Source organism: Allorhizobium sp. GW101-3B10 (assembly GCF_059424725.1).
Map to the genome: position 1 here is coordinate 4,680,821 of NZ_JBWKZR010000001.1, position 20,501 is coordinate 4,701,321.

A 20,501-nucleotide genomic window follows, 5' to 3' on the forward strand; every position below is an offset into this window, starting at 1 on the left:
CGGCGGAGATGGAAAGTTTGTTTTCAGTGTGAAAACTAAACTCTCACATGTCAACGCAGATGCTCGGGCAGTTCCGGCTCTCGGGTGAGGAGATCGGCGAACAGATGCTCGAAATTGCGCCCTGCCACGGCTTCGGCAAGCCCCTGGAGGGCGTTGTCGATCGCCTGTGCCTCGGCTTCATCCAGGACCCGGATGGCCGAGCCGAGATGGGTCAGTACGAAGGTGCCGGGCGGCTGGGCACCGACAAGCATCATGGAAATGGATGAAATCGCGTCATGACGTCTGCAGCGCGCGGTCAGTTCGTCGCCTTCAACGACCTGCATGGGTATGCCGATGCACATGTCGCTCTCCTCTCGTGGGTTATCCGGTATGGAAACAGCAAACGCGCAAGGCTGACCTTGCGCGTTTGCGTGCCGAAGCCTTGCGGGCGGTCAGCCTGCGAGAAGCGCGGCGCCCGAGACGGCGACGACCGCGCCGGCAATGCGCGCCGCGATCTGCCCGGCCTTGCCGAAGCGAAGCGCACCGAGGCCGATGCCGGCCGCGTGAAGGACGACCGTCGCGGCCAGAAAGCCTGCCACATAACCGGCCGCATGCGACATGGCCGGCAGTTCGGTGCCGTGCGCATGGCCGTGGAACAGGGCGCACAGGCCGACGATGGCAGAAGCCCCGGCGGTCGGAACCTTGACTTCAAAGGCAACCAGCAGTCCGAGGATCGCGACGGTGAGCGCGATCGCGGTCTCGACCATCGGCAGCGGCACCCCATAGATGCCGAGCATGCCGCCGACGGCCATCACCGACACGAAGGCAGCGGGCACGATCCAGCGGGCCGTGCCGCCGAGCGTGGAAGCCCAGAAGCCGACGGCGACCATGGCCAGCACGTGATCGAGGCCGCTGATCGGATGGCTGAGGCCGGCCAGCGCCCCGTCGCTGTGCAGGCCGACATGGGCATGAGCAACCGTAGGCAGGGTTATGGCCGCCAGCGTGGCCAGGATGCGAGCATATCTCATGAATTCCTCCCTAGAGAACCGGTGCGGGCTGGGCCTCGCGCCGTTCGTAGCTTTCAAAATCGATATCGTTTTCAAGCAGAGCCGGAACGGCCTCGTCTGCCGACCGGGGGCGGATCGCGATCCCCCACGAGGCCAGAAGATCGGCCGCGATCTGCAAGGCTCTTGGAATGACGGCCTTGACCGGCCCGGTCAGCGGACCGCCCCAGTCCTCGAGGTCGACCGGCTGGCAACCGATCAGCGCCAGCTTTTCCGGATAGTGGCCGAGCAGGTCGGCGGCGCTCAGCACCTCCTGGAAACCGGTCTGGTGCAGGCTCATCTTCTTGGCGCCGGTGAATTTCGGCACCTCGTCGTCCTCGACGAGCTTGAGCGTGCCGGGCACCAGCCCGTAGTCGATCGCGTCGAAGACGATGAGATAGTCCACCTCGGTGACGAACTGGACGAGATAGAGGCCCTGCGTGCCGCCGTCGAGAATGGTGACATTGTCCGGCACCGCATAGGCGCGGTGAAAGGCCTCGACCGCGCGCACGCCAAAACCTTCGTCCGCCCAGAGGATGTTGCCGATGCCGAGCACCAGGACGCGCGGCGGGGCGGGGATGTGATGGTGCGTCATCATTCCGCTTCCTCGTCCTTGAACAGCCGCTCGCCTGAGATCATCGAGGAGATGATTGACTGGCGGCTCATGATGTCTTCGCGCACGGCCACATAGATGTGGACCATCATGAAGATGATCAGCACCCACATGCCGAGATGATGCCAGGTATGGACGGACTGGCTGTTGGGCCAAATCGAAAACACCCAGCCGAACAGCTTGTACTGCCAGCTGTCGATACCCGCGCCCTCCGCATAGAGGGCAAAGCCGGTGGTGATCATGAAGAGCGTCGGCAGGACCACGGCGAAGAACATGGAGAACTGCGCCAGCGGATTGTGCCCGATGTATTTCTTTGGCTGCTTGACCATGAAGGAGTACCACCAGATCTCGTGCAGCCATTCCTTCCAAAAGCGGCCGCTCCAGAAGGGAATGTAGAAGATCTGCCGCGAATGGGGATTGCCGACGAAGGCCCAGTAGATGCGCATCAGGAAGCCGACGGCGAGAACCTGGCCGGCGGCAAAATGGGCAAAGCGGATATATCCCATGAGGAAGTGGTTCGAGGCCTCGCCGGAGAGCGTCGGCGGCGGGCTGCCGATGAAGTAGCCGGTGACCATCAGGATGACGATGGCCAGCGCATTGACCCAGTGCCAGATGCGCACAGGGACCTCATAGACATAGACGCTCTGGCGGGAGACCGCCGCTTCGCCGTGAGAGTCGGAGGCTGCGACCTTTTCGGCCACGCTTTCGGTCATGCTCATGGCATCCTCCTATCGCACCTGGACCTTGGCCATTTCCTGTCCATCCGGGCTCATGACATGCGTCGAGCATGCCAGGCACGGGTCGAAGGAATGCAAGGTCCTGAGGATTTCGAGCGGCTGGGCCGGGTCGGCCATCGGCGTGTCCATCAGGGCCGCCTCGAAGGCGCCGATATTGCCGGTGGGGTCGCGGGGCGAACCATTCCAGGTGGTCGGCACCACGCACTGGTAGTTGTCGATCTTGCCGTCCTTGATCTTGACCCAGTGGGCGAGTGCGCCGCGCGGCGCCTCGGTGAAGCCGACGCCCTTGACCTCGGCCGGCCAGGTTTCGGGCTTCCACTTGTCGACGAAGGCGGTGGTGGAATCTCCGGCCTTGATGTTGGCGACCAGCTTGTCGAAGAAGTGGCGCATCTGCAGGCCGGCCCAGTCGGATTCGAGCGCCCGCGCCGCCGTGCGTCCGAGCGTCGAGAACAGCGCCGTCACCGGAAGATCGAGATCCCTGAGGAGCTTTTCGACCGGCTCCTTGAACTCGGCCTTGTTCTGGGCATAGCCGATGATCCAGCGGGCCAGCGGCCCCACTTCCATCGCATTGCCTTTCCAGCGCGGCGACTTGATCCAGGAATATTTGCCGGCTTCGTCCAGCTCCTCGATATTGGTGCGCGTCCCCTTGGCGTTGGGGCCGAGCACGTAGTTCGGCTCGGTCACGCCGTCCCAAGGATGCAGGCCCTTGGTCTCGTCGGGATATTTGTACCAGGAGTGGGCGACGAATTCCTGGATCTCGTTCGGATCCTCGAGATCGATCGGGAAGACTTCGGCCAGATTGCCGTTGATGATCGCCCCGCGCGGCAGCTTCAGGCTGGCCTCCGAATAGTCATTGGCATGTTCCGGGATGTCGCCATAGGACATCACGCACTTGCTCGACAGTCCGCCGCCATAGAGCCAGTCCTTGTAGAAGGAGCCGATCGCCTTGACGTCCGGAACATAGACCTTGGCGTTGAACTCGATCAGCTGGTCGATGATCGAGGAGACGTGGTTCAGCCGCTCCATGTTGATCGCGCCGACCGCGCCCGTGCCGTCGACGTTGATCGGGCAGGGCACGCCGCCGACCAGCCAGTTAGGATGCGGGTTCTTGCCGCCGAAGATCGTGTGGATCTTGACGATTTCCTTCTGGAAATCGAGGGCTTCGAGATAGTGGGCGACGGCCATCAGATTGGCTTCGGGCGGCAGCCTGTAGGCCTTGCTGCCCCAGTAGCCGTTCTTGAACGGGCCGAGCTGGCCGCTCTCGACGAACTTCTTGAGGCGGGTCTGGATGTCCTTGAAATAGCCGGGCGACGACAGCGGCCAGTCGGAGATCGACTGCGCCAGTGCCGATGTCGCCCTCGGGTCGGCGCTGAGCGCCGAGACGACGTCGACCCAGTCGAGCGCGTGCAGATGATAGAAATGCACGACATGGTCATGCACCTGCAGCGCCAGCTGCATCAGGTTGCGGATCGAGTTGGCGTTTTCCGGGATCAGGATGCCGAGTGCGTTCTCGACCGCGCGCACCGAGGTCAGCGCATGGGTGCCGGTGCAGACGCCGCAGATCCGTTCGGTGAAGGCCCAGGCGTCACGCGGGTCGCGGTTCTTGAGGATGACCTCGATGCCGCGCCACATGGTGCCGGTGGAGACCGCGTTGCGGATGATGTTGTTCTCGTCGACATTGACCTCGACGCGCATGTGACCCTCGATGCGGGTCACCGGATCGACGACGATGCGTTTGCCGGAATTGTCGAGCGCGAAACCGTTCGGTGTCTGGATTGTCATGGTTATGTTCCCTGCCCTGGTTGTTTATGCGTCGGCTTTTTCGCGCTTTGCGGTGACGCGCTTGACCGCGGTGATCGCGGCGTGGGCTGCAACCGCGCCGCCGACGACCATGGCCGCCGTGCCGCCGATCGTGTCGGCATTGGCCTCGACGCCGAACTGGTTGATGGTGGTCAGCCTGTCGTAGAAGCTGCCCTTGTCCCAGAAGCCGTCCTCCGAGCAGCCGATGCAGCCATGGCCGGACTGGATCGGGAAGGAGACGCCGCCGTTCCAGCGCACCGTCGAACAGGCGTTGTAGGTGGTCGGGCCCTTGCAGCCCATCTTGTAGAGGCAGTAACCCTTGCGTGCGCCCTCATCGTCCCATTCCTCGACGAACTGGCCGGCGTCGAAATGCGGACGGCGATAGCACTTGTCGTGAATGCGCTGCGAATAGAACATCTTCGGCCGGCCCTGACGGTCGAGTTCGGGCAGCTTGCCGAAGGTGGTGATGAAGGTGACGACGCCGGTCATGACCTCGGCGATCGGCGGACAGCCCGGAACCTTGATGATCGGCTTGTCGCGGATGACCTTGTCGATCGGGGTGGCCTGGGTCGGGTTCGGCTTGGCGGCCTGGACGCAACCCCAGGAGGCGCAGGCGCCCCAGGCGATGACGGCCATGGCGTCTTCCGCCATCCATTTCAGCTTCTCGACGAAGGGTTTGCCGCCGTCGATGCAGAACATGCCGTCTTCGTTGAGCGGCGGATTGCCCTCCACGGCGAGGATGTATTTGCCCTTGTACTTCTGCTTGGTCTCTTCGAGAATCGCTTCGGCCTGATGGCCGGCCGCCGCCATGATCGTATCGTCATAGTCGAGCGATATCATCGACAGGACCACGTCCTTGACCAGCGGATGGGCCGAGCGGATGAAGCTTTCCGAACAGCAGGTGCATTCCAGGCCGTGCATCCAGATGACCGGCACGCGTTCGTTGGTTTCGAGCGCCTGCGCCATCGCGGTTGCTGCGCCCGGGCCGAAGCCGAGGCTGGCGGCCGTCAGGCTACAGAATTTCGTGAAGCTGCGCCTGGTGATGCCTTGACGGCGAATGACGTCGTAAAAAGTCTCTGTTGCTGCCATGGTGCTCCTCCGGCCTTTCCACCCTTTCGACCCGTCTCAGGAATGCGAGCGGGCGTGATGGGATAGTGTTTGCAAGAAGCAGACCAGATTGACCGATCTTTGGAAATTCGTCCTAGTGCGCTATTTTCATTGAATTATTTCGAGACGGCGCGCGCCGCGTTCAGCCATCGCGGCGCCTCCGGTGAAAGCCCGTTTTTCATTGCTGGAAAGGGGATGACCGGTCGTTGGCGGCCAGGCAGCGATCCTAGTGGGCGGTGCAGACCATGCAGGGATCGAAGGATCGGATGACGTGTTGGAGGGCGGCCGACTGGGCGCCGCGTTCGCCGGTGTCGAGGCCGACGAGGGCTTGCTCGAGTGGCCCGGCGACGCCGGCCGCGTCCCGGGGCGAGAAATTCCAGGTGGTCGGTGCGATGATCTGATAGCGGTTGATCTCACCACCCTTGATGCTCACCCAATGGCCCAAAGCTCCGCGCGCGGCTTCCACCAGACCGGACGCGACTGCGTCGTCGGGTATGGCGAAATGGGTGCAGAATTCTTCCTTCAGCCGGAGCTGCCTCAGCCATCCCTGCATCGCGTGGACGAGGATCGCCGTCTCCACCAGCCGGGCCACGATGCGGGTCTTGACCGACGTGCCGCCGTCGAGGCGAAGCAGTTCGGCGATCAGCGGATGATCGGCCACGGCAAGGCGCGCAGCCGCTCCGGTCTCGGCCGGGCTGCCGGCGAGCCGCGGTGCCTTGGCCCAGGAATAGGCGCCGTCCTTGGCAACGACCGGCACGGTGTCGGACTGATCCGGCCGACGATCGGTGTCGGCGAACCAGGCATGGGCGACATCCTCCGAAATACCGGCGACGTCGAGGGGGCGGATCTGTCCGGTTGCGTCAGTGACACCGCCGGGCAGCAGCGACGACTGGCTGTCATGATAGGCGCCGAAGGAGATCAGCGGGCCGGGTCCCTTGCCCATCTTCGCGAGCGACAGGTCCGCGGCCAGCCGCAGGAACAGGGCGAAATCCGCGCCGGACGGTCCGGTGGCATAGTCCTCCAGATCCGCGACGGTGGCCATGGATAGAATTGTGTCGAGCGACACGCCGTAGACCGCCTCTTCGAGAAAGAGCTGGAACTCGCCCATCAGCGAGGCGAGCTGGACGCGTTCGCCGATGTCGATGGCCCGCGTCGTTCCGCCGGGCTGGAAGGCCAGCGAATGCGGCCACTTGCCGGCGACCACGCCCATCACTTCGAGCAGGCGCCGGCGCATCGGCAGGAAACGGGCGGATCCGCTGCCGCTCACCGCCTTGAAGCGATTGACGGTCTCCTCGTGCCAGGGACGGGCCGCATATTCGGCCCGGGCGAAATCCGGCATGAAGAACAGGTAGAAATGGGTGAGGTGGTCGGCGATGTTCTCCGCCGCATGGGCAAGGTTTGCAGCGAGATAGCCGTTCGGCGCTGCGCGGCCACCGGCAAGGTTGCGCAGCGCCGTCGAGGCCGCGATCGACTGGGACACCGAGCAGATGCCGCAGATGCGCGGCGCGATCACCAGGGCGTCGAGCCCCGGCCGCCCGCACAGGATCTGCTCGAACCCGCGATAGAGCGTGGTGGTGACTTCGGCCTTCTCGATGACGCCATCATTGATCTCGAGGGTCACCTCGATATCCCCTTCGACGCGGTTGAAGGGACCTGCGACGATGCGGCTCATTCGCTCGAATTCCCGCTGCGCTTCGGTCCGCGGATCACGCGGTCGGAGGTGGCATTTGTTCGGACGCGCTCGGGCGTGGCCGATTTCGACAGCGCCGCCAGCGCCACGAACCAGGCCTTTGGCATGTCGAGCGGCAGACCGACCGGGATGCCGCCGATCTTTGGTGTTTCGAGAAAGCCGTTGGTCTCCTCGAAACCGGGGGAGGTACATCCGATGCAGGAAAATCCGCCATGGGTGCAGGAGCCGCCGCCATTCCAGCCGCGCTGGTTGCAGTCGCCGACGGCCTGCGTCGCCTTGCAGCCGAGATGCTCCATCATGCAGCCGAGATCGGAGAGCTTTTCCGCGCTCGCCTTGAATTCGTAGTATTCGTTGCGCTCGCAGCCATGGTGGGCAAGCGTCTTGGCATAGAATTTCGGTCGTCCGAGCCGGTCGAGATCGCGTTCGTCGAAATCGCCCATCTTCAGTGCGGCGATGGTTTCCATGATCCAGCCGGGATGGGGCGCGCAGCCGGCGACGTTGATCACCGGCATCCCGGACCGCGAGCGGAAGCCGCCGCCCAGCGCGCCGCCGGATGCCGTGCCTTCATACTGAAGTCCGCAGGCTTCGGCCGGGTCGGGAGACGCGGCGTGGATGCCGCCATAGGATGCGCAGGTGCCGACGGCCACGCAATACTCCGCCAGTGGAGCAAGCCGGCGGACCCATTCGAGCATGGTCCGACCGGTGCCGGCAAGGCGATTGCAGAGGCCCGTTCCCGACGGGCCCCTCAGGATCGATCCCTCGATACAAAGGATGTCGAGCGGCGTCTCGCCGGCTGCCACGCTTTCGAGTATGGCGATGGCTTCGACCCCGCTTTCTTCGCTCAGCGACGGGTGCCAGAGAAGATCGATACCGAAGCTGTGCAACTCGCGCGGCCACCCTTGAGCCCCGTTGTCGAGCACCGACATGGTGCAGCCACCGCAGCTTCCGGCCTGCAGCCACAGCAAGGTCATCGATCGTTCGGGGCGCGCTATGCCATACGTCATGATGGGCAAGATTCGCATCTTACCGGAAGTCGGTCAATGAGGGCGCCAGCAATGGTCAGCGACCCGTGCGCCGCACTGGAAGTACCTCCAGTTCAAAGGCTCCGTGCGAACCCGCGTCCAGGCCTTCCGCCCGCCTGCGCCCCCATGCGCCTGTCCAGTTCGGCCGGTGCCGCGGGGCCTTGATACGCGACAGGCGCGTGCCCGTTCTTCTCCAAGGCGTCGAAGAAAGCCCATCCGCCATTGACGATCGTCTCGAACGGGTCGGCCCATCGATTTCGTCATACATGCTTCATGCCGTCATCCATCCCGCCGGATGGGGATATGCAGGCCGATTTTGACATCCCGCAGCACGACATTCGTGTGCATGCGCTTGATCTGCGGATTCTCCGACATCAGCTGGGCGCTGATATCGTCGTAGTGCTCCACGTCACGTGCCGTGATGATGGCTACCAGATCGACCTGTCCGGTGACATAGTAGACCTGCTGGATGTTGTCCTGCTTTTCAGCCCAGCCGCGAAACCGTGCCAGCGCGTCGTAATTGTCCCGTTCGATCTCCATGCCTGTGATGAAGGTCATCGGATATTCGCTCGTCTTCCGGTCGATGACCGCTATCTCGGCTGTTATGATGCCCTCTGCCCTCAGTCGCTTCAGCCGGCGCTGCACGGCGGAAGGTGATAGCCCGACCCGGTCGGCGATCGTCTCGGCCTTCAACTGGCAATCGCGTTGCATGAGATCGAGAATGCTGCGGTCGAATTGATCCACTCGTTCCACCATTCTCCAGCTTCACCTCGCCCTGTTTTGAATCGCCATTGCCGCGATCGTGCTCGAAATGTCGCCGCTTCGACTGTTCGCGGCGTCTGATTGTCTGATTTGCATGATTTCCGCGCCCACTGCAAGAAATGCGGCGAAAATGCGCAAGGGTGGGCAATTATGGTCATGCATCGATCGCATGCGAAGGATGACGATGACAGAGACTGCTCCTCCCGCGTTGGAAGCACATGGCATTCACAAGAGTTTTGCCGGGGTCGAGGTTCTCAAGGGCATCTCGGTGACAGCGAAGGGTGGCGACGTCATCTCGATCATTGGCTCTTCCGGCTCCGGCAAGAGCACCTTCCTGCGCTGCATCAATCTGCTCGAAGCCCCAGATCGTGGCCGCATCGTCGTGGGCGGGGAAGAAATGCGTCTCAAGACGGGTCGCAGCGGCAGCCTTGAGGCCGTCGACCGCCGGCAATTGGAGCGACTTCGCACGGGGCTGGGCATGGTCTTCCAGAACTTCAATCTCTGGGCACACAGGACCGTCCTTGAAAATGTCATCGAAGCGCCGGTGCATGTCCAACAGATATCGCGCAAAGAGGCGATCGAGAAGGCCGAAGCCTTGCTTGCCAAGGTCGGCCTCTACGACAAGCGCGACGCTTATCCCGCCTTCCTCTCCGGCGGTCAGCAGCAGCGCGCTGCGATTGCCCGGGCGCTTTGCGTCGATCCGGCCCTCATGCTGTTTGACGAGCCGACGTCTGCGCTCGATCCCGAACTGGTCGGCGAAGTGCTGAAAGTCATCCGCGACCTCGCCGACGAAGGCCGCACCATGCTGCTCGTCACCCACGAAATGGCCTTCGCTCGGGAGGTCTCGAGCCACGTGATGTTCCTCGATCGCGGCCGCGTCGAGGAGGAGGGGCCGCCAGCCCAGATTTTCGGCGACCCGACGAGTGCCCGCTGCCGTGATTTCACCCGCAGCCTCACAGGTCGGGGAGCCAGCCTTTGAACCAACGATCCGTCCATCAATCAACCAGGGGAAATACGACCATGAAACTGATTTCGCGCCTGCTGGCAGGCGCCGCATTTGCTGCCAGCGCAGTCACCGCGACGACTGTTCATGCCGAAGTCCGCTTCGGTATCATGAACGAGGCCTATCCGCCCTTCTTCGCCAAGGACGCCTCTGGCGCCTGGAAAGGTTGGGAAATCGACCTGATGAATGCGGTCTGCGTCGAGATGAAGGAAACCTGCTCGGTGGTTGACGTCTCCTGGGACGGTTTGATTCCCGCGCTGCAGTCGAAGAAGTTCGACGTCATCTGGTCGTCCATGTCGATCACTGACGAGCGACTGAAGACCATCGACTTCACCGACAAGTACTACAACACCCCGAGCAAGCTGATCGGCGCCAAGGGCGCCACGCCGGGCGCAAGCCCTGATGCCGTCGACGGCAAGACCATCGGCATCCAAGTCTCCACCGTGCAGTCCGAATATTTCAAGAAATATTTCGCCGACAAGGCCGAGGAGCAAACCTATCAGACGCTTGACGAAGCCTTCCAGGACTTGGCTGCTGGCCGCATCGACTATGTTTTCGGTGACGCTATTCCGCTGTCCGATTTCCTGGCGACGGATTTCGGCAAGGACTGCTGCTCCGACATGGGCGATGTTGCAGACGATCCGGCCGTGCTCGGCACTGGCATTGGTGGCGGCCTGCGCAAGGAAGATACCGATCTAAAGGCCAAGCTGAACGCGGCAATCGCAGCCGTGAGGGCCTCCGGCAAATATGACGAGATCTCGAAGGCATATTTCACCTTCGACGTCTTCGGCAAGTAACGGGCAAAGCGAGGTGCGGATCCGATGGCGGCAGGCCAGATGACGGTATGGCAGTTGCTTGCGCTCGACCCCCCAGGCTGGGGCGGCGCGCTTTTGACCGGTGCCGTGACCACTGTCGCCATCTCGGCTTCCGCCTATGCGATCGGCCTTGGGATCGGGCTTTTCGGCGCGATCGGCAAGCTGTCCGGTCACCGGCCCGCCGGTGTGATTCTGAAACTTTACACCGCGACCATCCGTGCCGTGCCGGAACTGATCCTGATCGTCGGACTTTATTATGCCGGAACCGATGGGCTGAACCGGCTGCTGGCGGCATTTGGCCTGCCGCCGATCGAGGTCAACGGCTTCTTTGCCGCCGTCGCCGTGCTCGGCTTCGTCCAGGGGGCATATATGACCGAGGTCCTGCGCGGCGCAATCCTTGCAATCCCGGTTGGCCAGATCGAGGCGGCGCGCGCATTCGGCATGTCGCCCATCCTACGGTTTCGCCGGGTCACGCTGCCTGCCCTCTTGCCGAATGCCCTGCCAGGCCTTGCCAACCTGTGGATGTCGGTCACGAAGGACAGCGCGCTTGTGGCCGTCGTCGGCTATCAGGAACTGGCGCTCACCACGCGCCTCGCCGGCGCCAATACCAAGCAGTATTTCCTCTTCTTCCTGGCTGCCGCCGTTCTCTATCTGGCGATCACCCTCGTCTCCAACCTCGTCTTCCGCCAGCTCGAGCGCCGTGTGCGCCGCGGCCAGCGCGTGACGGTCTGAGGGGAGGGGCAATGCATTTCGACTGGCTGCAAAAATACTGGCCCCTTCTTCTGGATGGAGCCTTCCAGACGATGGCACTGCTCGTCATCTCGGTTGGCCTCGGCTTCATCCTGGCGATCGGCCTTGCCTTTGCCCAGGTGAGCGGCGGGCCAATATTGCGCGGGTCTGCGCGCGGATACTGCACGTTGTTTCGCGGCACACCGCTCCTGATCCAGCTCTGGCTACTCTACTATGGCGTCGGCTCGCTTCTGCCGCTGGTACCGGGGCTGCGCCAGAGCTTCCTCTGGCCGCTTCTGCGAGAAGGTTTCTTCTTCGCCGCCGTCTCCTTCACCTTGAACTATGCAGCCTACGAGGCAGAGGTACTGCGGGGGGCGTTGCTCTCCGTGCCCAAGGGTGAGCTGGAGGCCGGCCGCGCGCTCGGCATGAGCCCTTTCACCCTGATCCGGCGGATCTGGCTGCCTCGTGCGATCCGCATTGCGCTGCCCACGATTGCCGGCGAGGTCGTGCTGCAGCTCAAGGCCACGCCGCTCGCCTTCACCGTCACAGTCATGGATCTCTATGCCGTCGCCTACAAGGTCCGGCAGGATACGCTGCTGGTCTATGAGCCGCTCCTGGTCGTCACCCTGTTTTATGTCGCCCTTACCGTCGTGATCACCCGCGCTTTCGGTGTGGTCGAGGCGCAAGTGCCCATCCGCCGCTGATGGCGGCGCGCGAGAAAAAATGCAAAAGACTTTTGTCACCCACCCACTTCCGTCCACCGCCGGGCCTGAGACCCGGGCGCTCGACGCCGGTCTGGTCATCGACCCCGCGACCGGGGCGATCGCGCCCAACATTTCGATGTCGGTCAACAATACGCTGATCCCCGGTGATGGAGCCTTCTCCGCCGACGGCGTCGAGGACCTGGCTGCATTGCCTTATCTCTATGCCCGCTGGACCAATCCCACGGTGAGACAGCTCGAACAACGGCTCGCCGCACTCGAAGGCGCGGAGGATGCGCTGGCGAGCGCCACCGGCATGGCCGCGATCGCCGGCATGTTGTTGACCTTGCTCAAGGCGGGTGATCATCTCGTCGTGTCTGATGTTTGCTATGCCGGCGCGGTAGAGCTCACCCAGCGCGTGCTGCCGGATTTCGGAATCGAAGTAACCCCGGTCAACATGGCGCGGCTCGATCAGGTCGAGGCCGCGATCCGGCCCAATACGCGGCTCCTGCATTGTGAAAGCCCCGTCAATCCCATCCTGCGCATCGTCGATCTCGAAGCGCTCACCACGCTCGCCCACCGTCATGGCGCGCTGATCTCGGTCGACTCGACCTTTGCAACGCCGGTCGCCACCCGACCTCTCAGACTTGGCATCGATCTCGTCATTCATTCGTTGACCAAGTTCATCAACGGCCATGGCGATGCACTGGGTGGCGCAGTCATCGGAAGACGCGAACTGGTTGCGAAGATCCGCGGTCGCGCCGGTGTCTATCTCGGCGCAGCTCTTTCGGCCCAGTCCGCATGGCTGATCATGCGCGGTATCGACACGCTCTATCCCCGCATGCGAATGGCCTCGGAAACGGCAATGGCGGTGGCGCGGTTCCTGGAGACGCACTCCGCGGTCGAGCGTGTGCTCTATCCTGGCCTTCCATCACATCCACAACATTCACTTGCGAAACGCCAGATGGAGATTTTCGGCGGAATGATCGGGTTTCGCACACCTGGGTCGAAGGCGATCGCAGAGCGTCTCGCCGACCGGCTGCGGGTGGTGCACTACGCCTTTTCCCTCGGCCACCAGCGTAGTCTTGTCGTTCTGCTGGACACCGACGAGATGATGGCCTCGACCTACCGGCTTACCGGGGATCAGCTTGCAGACTACCGCGCCTATGCCGGCGACGGGCTTTTCCGCCTGTCGATCGGCCTCGAGACACCGGCCGACATCATCGCCGACCTCGACCAGGCTCTCGCCCCCTGACCGCATCCGACGGAGACATCCCATGACAGATATGATCATTCTCGACGGCGGCATGAGCCGCGAACTCTTGCGTCTCGGCGCCGAACTGAAGCAACCGGAATGGTCGGCACTTGCGCTGATGAACAGTCCACACATCGTCCGCCAAGTGCACGACGAATTCATCGCCGCCGGCTCCGATGTGGTCACGACCAATTCCTACGCACTCGTTCCGTTCCATATCGGAGAGGAGCGTTTCGAGAAAGACGGCGCTGACCTGATTGCGCTCTCCGGCAGGCTCGCCCGTGAGGCTGCGGATGCTGCCCCCCGCAAGGTTCTGGTTGCCGGTTCCCTGCCGCCGATCTTCGGTTCCTATGAACCAGAGAACTTCGATCCGACCCGTGTGCAGGACTACCTGAAGGTGCTGGTCGAAAATCTGGCGCCTCATGTCGACGTCTGGCTCGGCGAGACCCTCAGCCTGATCGGCGAGGGCGAGGCCGTCCGGCAGGCGATCAAGTCGCATGCGAAGCCTTTCTGGATCTCGTTCACCCTGGCCGATGACTCAGTGCAGGTGGCCGGTGGGGAACCGAAGCTGCGTTCCGGCGAAACCGTGCGCGACGCCGCCGCTTGGGCGGCCGGCTCAGGCGCCGAGGCTCTGCTGTTCAACTGCGCACGACCGGAGGTCATGAGGAAAGCCGTCGAGACGGCCGTGGCCGTGCTTGGCGAAGAAGGGGTGGCGATGAAGGTCGGCGTTTATGCCAACGCTTTCGAGAGCGACACGGACGACAAGGCTGCCAATGAGGGGCTGCACGCCACCCGCGAGGATCTGACCGGCGCAGTCTATTCCCGCTTCGCCTGCCAATGGGCCGATGCGGGAGCGTCCATGATCGGCGGTTGCTGCGGGATCGGCGCCGAGCACATCCACACCCTGGCAGATGCGCTGCGGCGATACTGACGCGATTCCGATCTGTTCTTTTGCCTATCCTTTGCACCTTCCGCCGACATGATCGTCCCGATCGGAGGACAGGAATCCCGTACTGAGGGCAATTCGGAAGGACATCTCAAGCCGGGCTGGTTCGCTGCGGAGCGTGACGGAGCAGGTGTCTTAAGGCGCTGGATGAACTCAGCATTCTGCGCGCGAGATATCAGGCCTCTGCAGGGGCGGCAGGTTCTCGCCATCTTTCTGTGGCGGCGATCCATTGCAGTGTCCTCAGCTCGGGTTCTTGATGGCGGATGATATCGGTGACGACGGCCGCGCTATCGGCGCCGTTGGCAAAGACACCCTCGACAAGATCCACGTTCAGCCCGCCAATGGCGACCAGAGGCAGGTCACCGATGCGCGATTTCCACTCGCCCAGTTTTCCAAGGCCCTGGGGCGCCCATTTCATCTGCTTGAGTATGGTCGGATAGACCGGGCCAAGCGCAACATAGTCGGGGCTCGCCGCCAAGGCGGTCTGCAGTTCGGCCTCATCATGGGTCGAAAGGCCGAGTTTCAGACCGGCCGCCCGGATGGCGCCCAGATCCGCTTCCGCGAGGTCTTCCTGGCCAAGATGGACGAAGTCGCAGCCTTCCTCGATGGCGATGCGCCAGTAGTCATTGATCACCAGCTGGCATTGATGGGCAGCGCAGATCACCTTGGCGCGGCGGATCTCGGTGCGCAGCTCGGTGTCGGGCCGATCCTTGATGCGCAATTGCACGAGCCGCACGCCGAGCGGCACCAGGCGCTCGATCCATCCGGCGCTGTCGACAATAAGATAGAATGGGTCGAGGCTCATGAAAACACCGCCTTGCCGATCACCGGCGTCGAGGGTACGGCCATGTCCCGCGGCTCCAGCACTCCGGCGCGATGGGCGTCATGCCCTGCGGCGATGGCCGAGCCGAAGGCTCGCGCCATGGCGACCGGATCGCCGGCGCCGGCCACCGCCGTGTTGAGCAGCACGGCATCGAAGCCGAGTTCCATCACTTGGCAGGCATGGGAGGGCCGGCCGATCCCGGCATCGACGATCAGCGGCACGTCCGGAAAGTGATGCCGCATGGTGCGCAGCGCCGTGACGTTCTGCGGTCCCGCGGCACTGCCGATCGGCGCGCACCAGGGCATCAGCACCTCGCATCCAGCGTCGATCAGCTTTTCCGCCACGACCAGATCGTCGGTCGTATAGGGAAACACATTGAAGCCGTCGTCGCTCAGGGTTCGTGCCGCTTCGACCAGTGCGAAGACATCCGGCTGCAGCGTGTCGTGATGGCCGATCACCTCCAGCTTGATCCAGTCGGTGGAAAAGACTTCGCGCGCCATCTTTGCGGTCAGCACCGCCTCGGAGGCGCTGTGGCAGCCCGCCGTGTTGGGCAGGATCCGCACGCCGAGACTGCGCACCAGCTCGAAGAAGGCGCCGCCCGACCGGCCGCCGGCCGTCTCGCGGCGCAGCGAGACAGTGACGATCTCCGTGCCGGAGGCCTTTACGGCCTCGGCCAGGACGGCCGGCGCGGGGTAGCGCGACGTTCCGAGCAGCAGGCGCGATGCGACGGGCGTTCCATAGAGTTCCAGCATGGTCAGCCTCCCTGCATCGGCGACAGGATCTCGATCCGGTCGCGGGGGTTGAGCGCATAGGTCTGGCGATCTTCGCGGTGGATCAGTTCGCCATTGACGGCGGTGGCCAGCCACTCGCCCTCGTATTCCAGGGCATGGAGCAGATCGGCGAGGGTCTTTGCCTGAACGGCCTGTTCTTCGCCATTGACGATGAAGGTCATGCGTTATGCCTTTCGCGGTTGGGGATGGTGTCGGTGAGAATGGCCGTCACCTGGTCGGCCATGGCCGGCGCCAGCAGGAAGCCGTGGCGATAGAAGCCGTTGACGCTGATCCGGTTACCCTCGACGGTGACGCGGGGCAGGTTGTCGGGATAGGCGGGTCTGACGCCAACGCCCATTTCCACCACGCGCGCTTCTCCGAAGGCCGGATGCAGGGCATAGGCGGCGTTCAGCAGTTCCATCAGCGAGCGGGCCGAGATCGGTCCGGCATCGTCGCTCTCAATCATCGTCGCCCCGACCATGAAGCGGTTGTCGCCGCGCGGCGCGATATAGAGCGGAATGCGCGGATGCAGCAGGCGTACCGGGCGGGACAGGCTGATCTCGGAGGTTTCGAGAAAAAGCATCTCGCCGCGCACGCCGCGAAGATTCGCCGTCTGGCCAATGGCCGCGGCGCCGGTGCAGTCGATGATCCTGTCGAGGCTCCCGGTCCCGTCCTCGACCTCACAGCCGAAGTGAAAGGTAACGCCGCGTTCGAGCAGCACCCGGTGAAGTCCGGCGAGGGCCTTGCGCGGATCGAGATGGGCCTCTTCGCGAAAGAACAGCGCCTTCTTGAACCGCCCGCCAAGCGCCGGCTCCAGGGCCTCGATACCGGCGCCGTCGAGCCAGTCGCAGCCGCTGGTTCGCCCGGCAAAGCGTGTGAGTTCGCCCGTGTCGCGGCCGGCAGCGACCACCAGTGTACCGTTGCGGATCACCTGGCCGGGCAGGGCCGCTTCCCACCAGTCTGCCGCCGTCTTACCCAGCGTCAGCACGGTTTCATCGGCGCTTTCACGCTCGCACCACGGCGCCAGCATGCCGCCGGCCAGGCCGGATGCGCCGGTTGCCACGGCCTCCGCACGCTCGACGATGTCGACCTCGATGCCACGGCGCGCAAGTTCGAGCGCCACGGTGAGGCCGGCAACGCCGGCCCCCTTGATCAGGACGCGCATGTCACGCACCGCCCGGCGTGGTGTCGGTTGCATTGTCGAGTGGCATGTAGAGCTGGCCGCCCTCGCGGAATTTTTCCGCCATGGCGGCCAGGCCCTCCTTCTGTGCTTCGGCCCGGATGTCGTGGGAGATACGCATGGAGCAGAATTTCGGCCCGCACATCGAACAGAAATGGGCGACCTTGTGGGCCTCCTTCGGCAGCGTCTCGTCATGCATCGAGCGGGCGGTTTCCGGATCGAGCGACAGGTTGAACTGGTCCTCCCAGCGGAATTCGAAGCGGGCGCGGGAAAGCGCATCGTCGCGAACCTGCGCGGCGGGGTGACCCTTGGCGAGATCGGCGGCGTGGGCGGCGATCTTGTAGGTGATGACCCCGGTCTTGACGTCGTTGCGGTCGGGCAGGCCGAGATGCTCCTTCGGCGTGACGTAGCAGAGCATGGCCGTGCCGAACCAGCCGATCATCGCCGCACCGATGCCGGAGGTGATGTGGTCATAGCCCGGCGCGATGTCGGTGGTCAGCGGCCCGAGCGTATAGAAGGGTGCCTCGCCGCAGACCTTCAGCTGCTTGTCCATGTTCTCCTTGATCTTGTGCATCGGCACGTGGCCGGGGCCTTCGATCATCACCTGGCAATCCTTCGCCCAGGCGATCTGCGTGAGTTCACCGAGCGTTTCCAGCTCGGCGAACTGCGCGGCATCATTGGCATCGGCGATCGAACCCGGCCGCAACCCGTCGCCGAGCGAGAAGGAGACGTCATAGGCGCGGGCTATGTCGCAGATCTCCTCGAAATGCTCGTAGAGGAAGCTCTCCTTGTGGTGATGCAGGCACCACTTGGCCATGATCGAGCCGCCGCGGCTGACGATGCCGGTCACGCGATTGACGGTGAGCGGAATATAGTGGAGCCGCACGCCGGCATGGATGGTGAAATAGTCGACACCCTGTTCGGCCTGCTCGATCAGCGTGTCGCGATAGACCTCCCAGGTCAGGTCCTCGGCAATGCCGCCGACCTTTTCGAGCGCCTGGTAGAGCGGCACGGTGCCGATCGGCACGGGGGCGTTGCGGATGATCCAGTCGCGGATATTGTGGATGTTGCGGCCGGTCGAGAGATCCATGACGGTATCGGCGCCCCAGCGGATGGCCCAGACCATCTTGTCGACCTCCTCCTCCATCGACGAGGTGACGGCGGAATTGCCGATATTGGCATTGATCTTCACCAGGAAATTGCGGCCGATGATCATCGGCTCCAGTTCCGGATGGTTGATGTTGGCGGGAATGATCGCCCGGCCGGCGGCGATTTCCTGGCGGACGAATTCCGGCGTGACATAGTCGGGGATATGGGCGCCAAAGCTCTCGCCGTCGCGCTGCAGCGCCTGTTCCGGCATGCGGCGGCCGATGTTTTCGCGGATGGCAACGAATTCCATTTCCGGCGTGATGATGCCGGCGCGCGCATAGGCAAGCTGGGTGACGGCCTTGCCGCCGGCCGCGCGGCAGGGACGGTTGCGGACCGGGAATTCCGGCGTGAGCCGGTCGCCGCTGGCAAAGCCGTTGTCCTCCGGCTTCACGTGGCGGCCGTCATAGGCCTCCACGTCGCCACGGGCGGCGAGCCAGCTCTCGCGCATGCGGGGAAGGCCGCGCTCGATGCCGATCCTCTCCGCGGTTTCGGTATAGGGGCCGGAGCTGTCATAGACCATGACCGGTGGTTCGCCGGAGGTCGGGTGAAGCGCGATCTCGCGCATCGGCACGCGGATCTCGGGGTGCAGCACGCCGGGCATGTAGACCTTTCCGGAGGCGGGCAGCGGTCCGGTGGTGATGAGGGTCTGCGGATTTTTCGGGGCAATGTTCATTGTGAGGCTCCAAGTTTGCGGTTGGAGACCCAGTCATGTCAGCCGGAAAGATGGAAAGACGCCGACACGGTCCTCCCGTATCGAGAGATTCCGCGTGTGTGAGCGCTCGCACCGTCCCTACGCCAGTATGAACTGGATCAGGTTCAACGGGTCACTGCGCTGCTTGAAAGGAGGCTTTTGCCACCAAACACGCCAGCAGACTCTCAGCCCCTTGTCGGGACCCCCCTGGTGAATGCGAAAAGAGTAGGCGCTCACCGGCGAAGCTGTCAAGACGCAAACAGATGAGGAAGGATATGCCGCGCCCGTTGGATAAGGATCCGGGGTCGGGTCATTCTGATTAGTGATAGGGCGGAATGGCGCTACACGCAGTATAGAAGGGTCGGCTCCGGGCGACGGGTCGAGCTCTCCATCGAAGCCTTACCGGCCGGGGCTGATGTTGCCGGTGCTTGCTGTCTACCGGGTTGGTGCTCCACCAGGACCTGCAGGTTGCTGGACGATCTGTCGGAACAGACAATGCACGGAAGAAGATCAGTCTTTGATGATTGACAGGTTGACGGCCCTTCGGTGCGCTCTCGACGCATAACTTCATCAAGATCTGACATCACGACAGAAGACGGAAGCCGCACAAGCGGCCTCCGTGCATGCCGACCCGAGATCGGATTGCCAACTCAGCATTTAGGGAAAGCGCTTCGTGAAGCAGCAGCGTCGACGACAGGGGTGAAACTGACACAACACGGTCGATCGGTTCATTGCTTGACAGCACTGGCCAGCAGATCGACAAAAGCCGTGACCTTTGGTGGCCGAAACCGGGCGGCCGGATAGACCGTGTATATGCCGCCCGATGGCAGATTCCACTCAGGCAATACGGGAATCAGGCTGCCGCCTGACATCTCTCCAACCACCAGAAAGTCTGGCAAGACTGACATCCCACCTCCATGCCTTACAGCCTCCATCACCGCCGGCGTGGTGTTGATCGCAATGTCCGACTTGAATTGAACGGTGCGAATTTCCCGATCCTCATTCGTGAACGTCCACTCCAGGGGCTCCCGTAGCGCGTTGTTGGCCACGAATGGCAATGCGGAGAGTTCCGTAGGATCTCGCAACAGCGCTATCTGTTCCGCGAACTGAGGAGGTCCAACCAAAAGCTGCCGGAACGAGCCGATGCGGCGGGCCTGCAGGCTCGAATCTGCCAGCCAGCCAACGCGAATGGCAAGATCCATGTTGTCGGCGATGAGATCGACCGACTTGTCGCTGAGGCTGAGTTCAACCCTGCAATCCGGGTAGCGAGACGTGAAGGCGGTGATGATCGGAACCACGACCGAGGTGCCATAGTCGTAGGGTGCCGTGATCCTGAGAAGACCCTTTGGATCGGTCCTGGCCTCAGCCAACTCGTCGAACGCGTCTTCGGCTTCGCGCAGGATGGACACGCAATGGGCATGAAACATGCGCCCCGCTTCTGTTGGCTGCAGCCGTCGCGTGGTGCGCATCAGCAACGTGGTGCCGACCTCCTGTTCCAGCCTGGCAACCTGTTGGCTGACGACCGCTTTGGTAATGCCGAGATACTCGGCCGCCCTGGTAAACGAACCCGCGTCGACGACGGCGGCAAAGTAGGCGAGACGATTGAGGTTCGTCGCTTCCTGCATGGATGGGCTCCCGTTTGATTGTAAGTCTTTAGCATACATTCTGTCATTTTTGTCGATCTTT

The 20,501-nt window shown here is 63.1% G+C and carries 21 protein-coding genes and 1 riboswitch; of the genes, 6 read left to right on the plus strand and 15 right to left on the minus strand.

Going from position 1 to position 20,501, the window contains the following annotated elements; translation table 11 throughout:
• Positions 1-50 precede the first annotated feature (50 nt).
• From hypC to AC07Y0_RS22930, 9 genes are all read right to left on the minus strand, one after another.
• The gene (gene hypC, locus AC07Y0_RS22890) at positions 51-341 is read right to left on the minus strand and encodes a HypC/HybG/HupF family hydrogenase formation chaperone (protein WP_498679908.1); all 291 of its coding nucleotides are present in this window, start codon (positions 339-341) and stop codon (positions 51-53) included.
• A 90-nt stretch (positions 342-431) separates the two neighbouring features.
• Positions 432-1,007 (minus strand): nickel permease HupE, encoded by a 576-nt coding sequence (hupE, locus tag AC07Y0_RS22895; protein ID WP_498679909.1) that lies wholly within the window; start codon positions 1,005-1,007, stop codon positions 432-434.
• A gap of 10 nt (positions 1,008-1,017) precedes the next feature.
• Positions 1,018-1,617, minus strand: a complete 600-nt coding sequence (locus AC07Y0_RS22900; protein WP_498680315.1) for a HyaD/HybD family hydrogenase maturation endopeptidase — start codon at positions 1,615-1,617, stop codon at positions 1,018-1,020.
• On the minus strand, positions 1,617-2,348 hold the full coding sequence (gene cybH / locus AC07Y0_RS22905; RefSeq protein ID WP_498680316.1) for a Ni/Fe-hydrogenase, b-type cytochrome subunit: 732 nt from the start codon (positions 2,346-2,348) through the stop codon (positions 1,617-1,619). The genes AC07Y0_RS22900 and cybH overlap by 1 nt, the downstream gene beginning before the upstream one ends.
• A gap of 15 nt (positions 2,349-2,363) precedes the next feature.
• Entirely contained in the window at positions 2,364-4,154 is a 1,791-nt protein-coding gene (locus tag AC07Y0_RS22910; RefSeq protein ID WP_498679910.1) for a nickel-dependent hydrogenase large subunit, read from the minus strand.
• Positions 4,155-4,178: 24 nt separating this feature from the next.
• Positions 4,179-5,261, minus strand: a complete 1,083-nt coding sequence (locus AC07Y0_RS22915; protein WP_498679911.1) for a hydrogenase small subunit — start codon at positions 5,259-5,261, stop codon at positions 4,179-4,181.
• A gap of 244 nt (positions 5,262-5,505) precedes the next feature.
• Positions 5,506-6,951, minus strand: coding sequence for a nickel-dependent hydrogenase large subunit (locus AC07Y0_RS22920; protein ID WP_498679912.1), 1,446 nt, complete (start codon positions 6,949-6,951; stop codon positions 5,506-5,508).
• Positions 6,948-7,973, minus strand: a complete 1,026-nt coding sequence (locus tag AC07Y0_RS22925; protein WP_498680317.1) for an NADH-quinone oxidoreductase subunit B family protein — start codon at positions 7,971-7,973, stop codon at positions 6,948-6,950. Before AC07Y0_RS22925 ends, AC07Y0_RS22920 begins: the two co-directional genes overlap by 4 nt.
• Before the next feature lie 297 nt (positions 7,974-8,270).
• Positions 8,271-8,744 (minus strand): Lrp/AsnC family transcriptional regulator, encoded by a 474-nt coding sequence (locus AC07Y0_RS22930; RefSeq protein WP_498680318.1) that lies wholly within the window; start codon positions 8,742-8,744, stop codon positions 8,271-8,273.
• A 193-nt stretch (positions 8,745-8,937) separates the two neighbouring features.
• Between AC07Y0_RS22930 and AC07Y0_RS22935 the strand changes: the two genes are divergently transcribed.
• The 6 genes from AC07Y0_RS22935 to AC07Y0_RS22960 are packed head-to-tail and all read left to right on the plus strand — an operon-like array spanning position 8,938 to position 14,187.
• Positions 8,938-9,732: an ABC transporter ATP-binding protein gene (locus AC07Y0_RS22935; protein WP_498680319.1), complete on the plus strand. Its 795-nt coding sequence runs from the start codon at positions 8,938-8,940 to the stop codon at positions 9,730-9,732.
• Between the two features lie 41 nt (positions 9,733-9,773).
• Positions 9,774-10,553 carry a transporter substrate-binding domain-containing protein gene (locus AC07Y0_RS22940; protein WP_498679913.1) on the plus strand — a complete coding sequence of 260 codons (780 nt, stop codon included), beginning with the start codon at positions 9,774-9,776 and terminating at the stop codon, positions 10,551-10,553.
• 24 nt (positions 10,554-10,577) lie between these two features.
• Positions 10,578-11,303 carry an ABC transporter permease gene (locus tag AC07Y0_RS22945; protein WP_498679914.1) on the plus strand — a complete coding sequence of 242 codons (726 nt, stop codon included), beginning with the start codon at positions 10,578-10,580 and terminating at the stop codon, positions 11,301-11,303.
• 11 nt (positions 11,304-11,314) lie between these two features.
• Entirely contained in the window at positions 11,315-12,004 is a 690-nt protein-coding gene (locus AC07Y0_RS22950; RefSeq protein WP_498679915.1) for an ABC transporter permease, read from the plus strand.
• Positions 12,005-12,023: 19 nt separating this feature from the next.
• Positions 12,024-13,256, plus strand: a complete 1,233-nt coding sequence (locus AC07Y0_RS22955) for a trans-sulfuration enzyme family protein (protein WP_498679916.1) — start codon at positions 12,024-12,026, stop codon at positions 13,254-13,256.
• 22 nt (positions 13,257-13,278) lie between these two features.
• On the plus strand, positions 13,279-14,187 hold the full coding sequence (locus AC07Y0_RS22960; RefSeq protein ID WP_498679917.1) for a homocysteine S-methyltransferase family protein: 909 nt from the start codon (positions 13,279-13,281) through the stop codon (positions 14,185-14,187).
• 190 nt (positions 14,188-14,377) lie between these two features.
• Here AC07Y0_RS22960 and AC07Y0_RS22965 read toward each other — a convergent pair whose 3' ends face one another.
• From AC07Y0_RS22965 to AC07Y0_RS22990, 6 genes are all read right to left on the minus strand, one after another.
• Entirely contained in the window at positions 14,378-15,007 is a 630-nt protein-coding gene (locus AC07Y0_RS22965; RefSeq protein WP_498679919.1) for a thiamine phosphate synthase, read from the minus strand.
• Entirely contained in the window at positions 15,004-15,777 is a 774-nt protein-coding gene (locus AC07Y0_RS22970; RefSeq protein WP_498679920.1) for a thiazole synthase, read from the minus strand. Before AC07Y0_RS22970 ends, AC07Y0_RS22965 begins: the two co-directional genes overlap by 4 nt.
• A gap of 2 nt (positions 15,778-15,779) precedes the next feature.
• Positions 15,780-15,977 carry a sulfur carrier protein ThiS gene (thiS, locus tag AC07Y0_RS22975; RefSeq protein ID WP_498679921.1) on the minus strand — a complete coding sequence of 66 codons (198 nt, stop codon included), beginning with the start codon at positions 15,975-15,977 and terminating at the stop codon, positions 15,780-15,782.
• Complete coding sequence (thiO, locus tag AC07Y0_RS22980; RefSeq protein WP_498679922.1) at positions 15,974-16,960, minus strand: glycine oxidase ThiO; 987 nt, start codon at positions 16,958-16,960, stop codon at positions 15,974-15,976. Before thiO ends, thiS begins: the two co-directional genes overlap by 4 nt.
• Before the next feature lies 1 nt (position 16,961).
• Positions 16,962-18,797 (minus strand): phosphomethylpyrimidine synthase ThiC, encoded by a 1,836-nt coding sequence (gene thiC, locus AC07Y0_RS22985; RefSeq protein ID WP_498679923.1) that lies wholly within the window; start codon positions 18,795-18,797, stop codon positions 16,962-16,964.
• A gap of 96 nt (positions 18,798-18,893) precedes the next feature.
• Positions 18,894-19,034: riboswitch (TPP riboswitch) on the minus strand.
• A 509-nt stretch (positions 19,035-19,543) separates the two neighbouring features.
• Positions 19,544-20,440, minus strand: a complete 897-nt coding sequence (locus AC07Y0_RS22990) for a LysR family transcriptional regulator (RefSeq protein ID WP_498679924.1) — start codon at positions 20,438-20,440, stop codon at positions 19,544-19,546.
• Between the last annotated feature and the right edge of the window lie 61 nt (positions 20,441-20,501).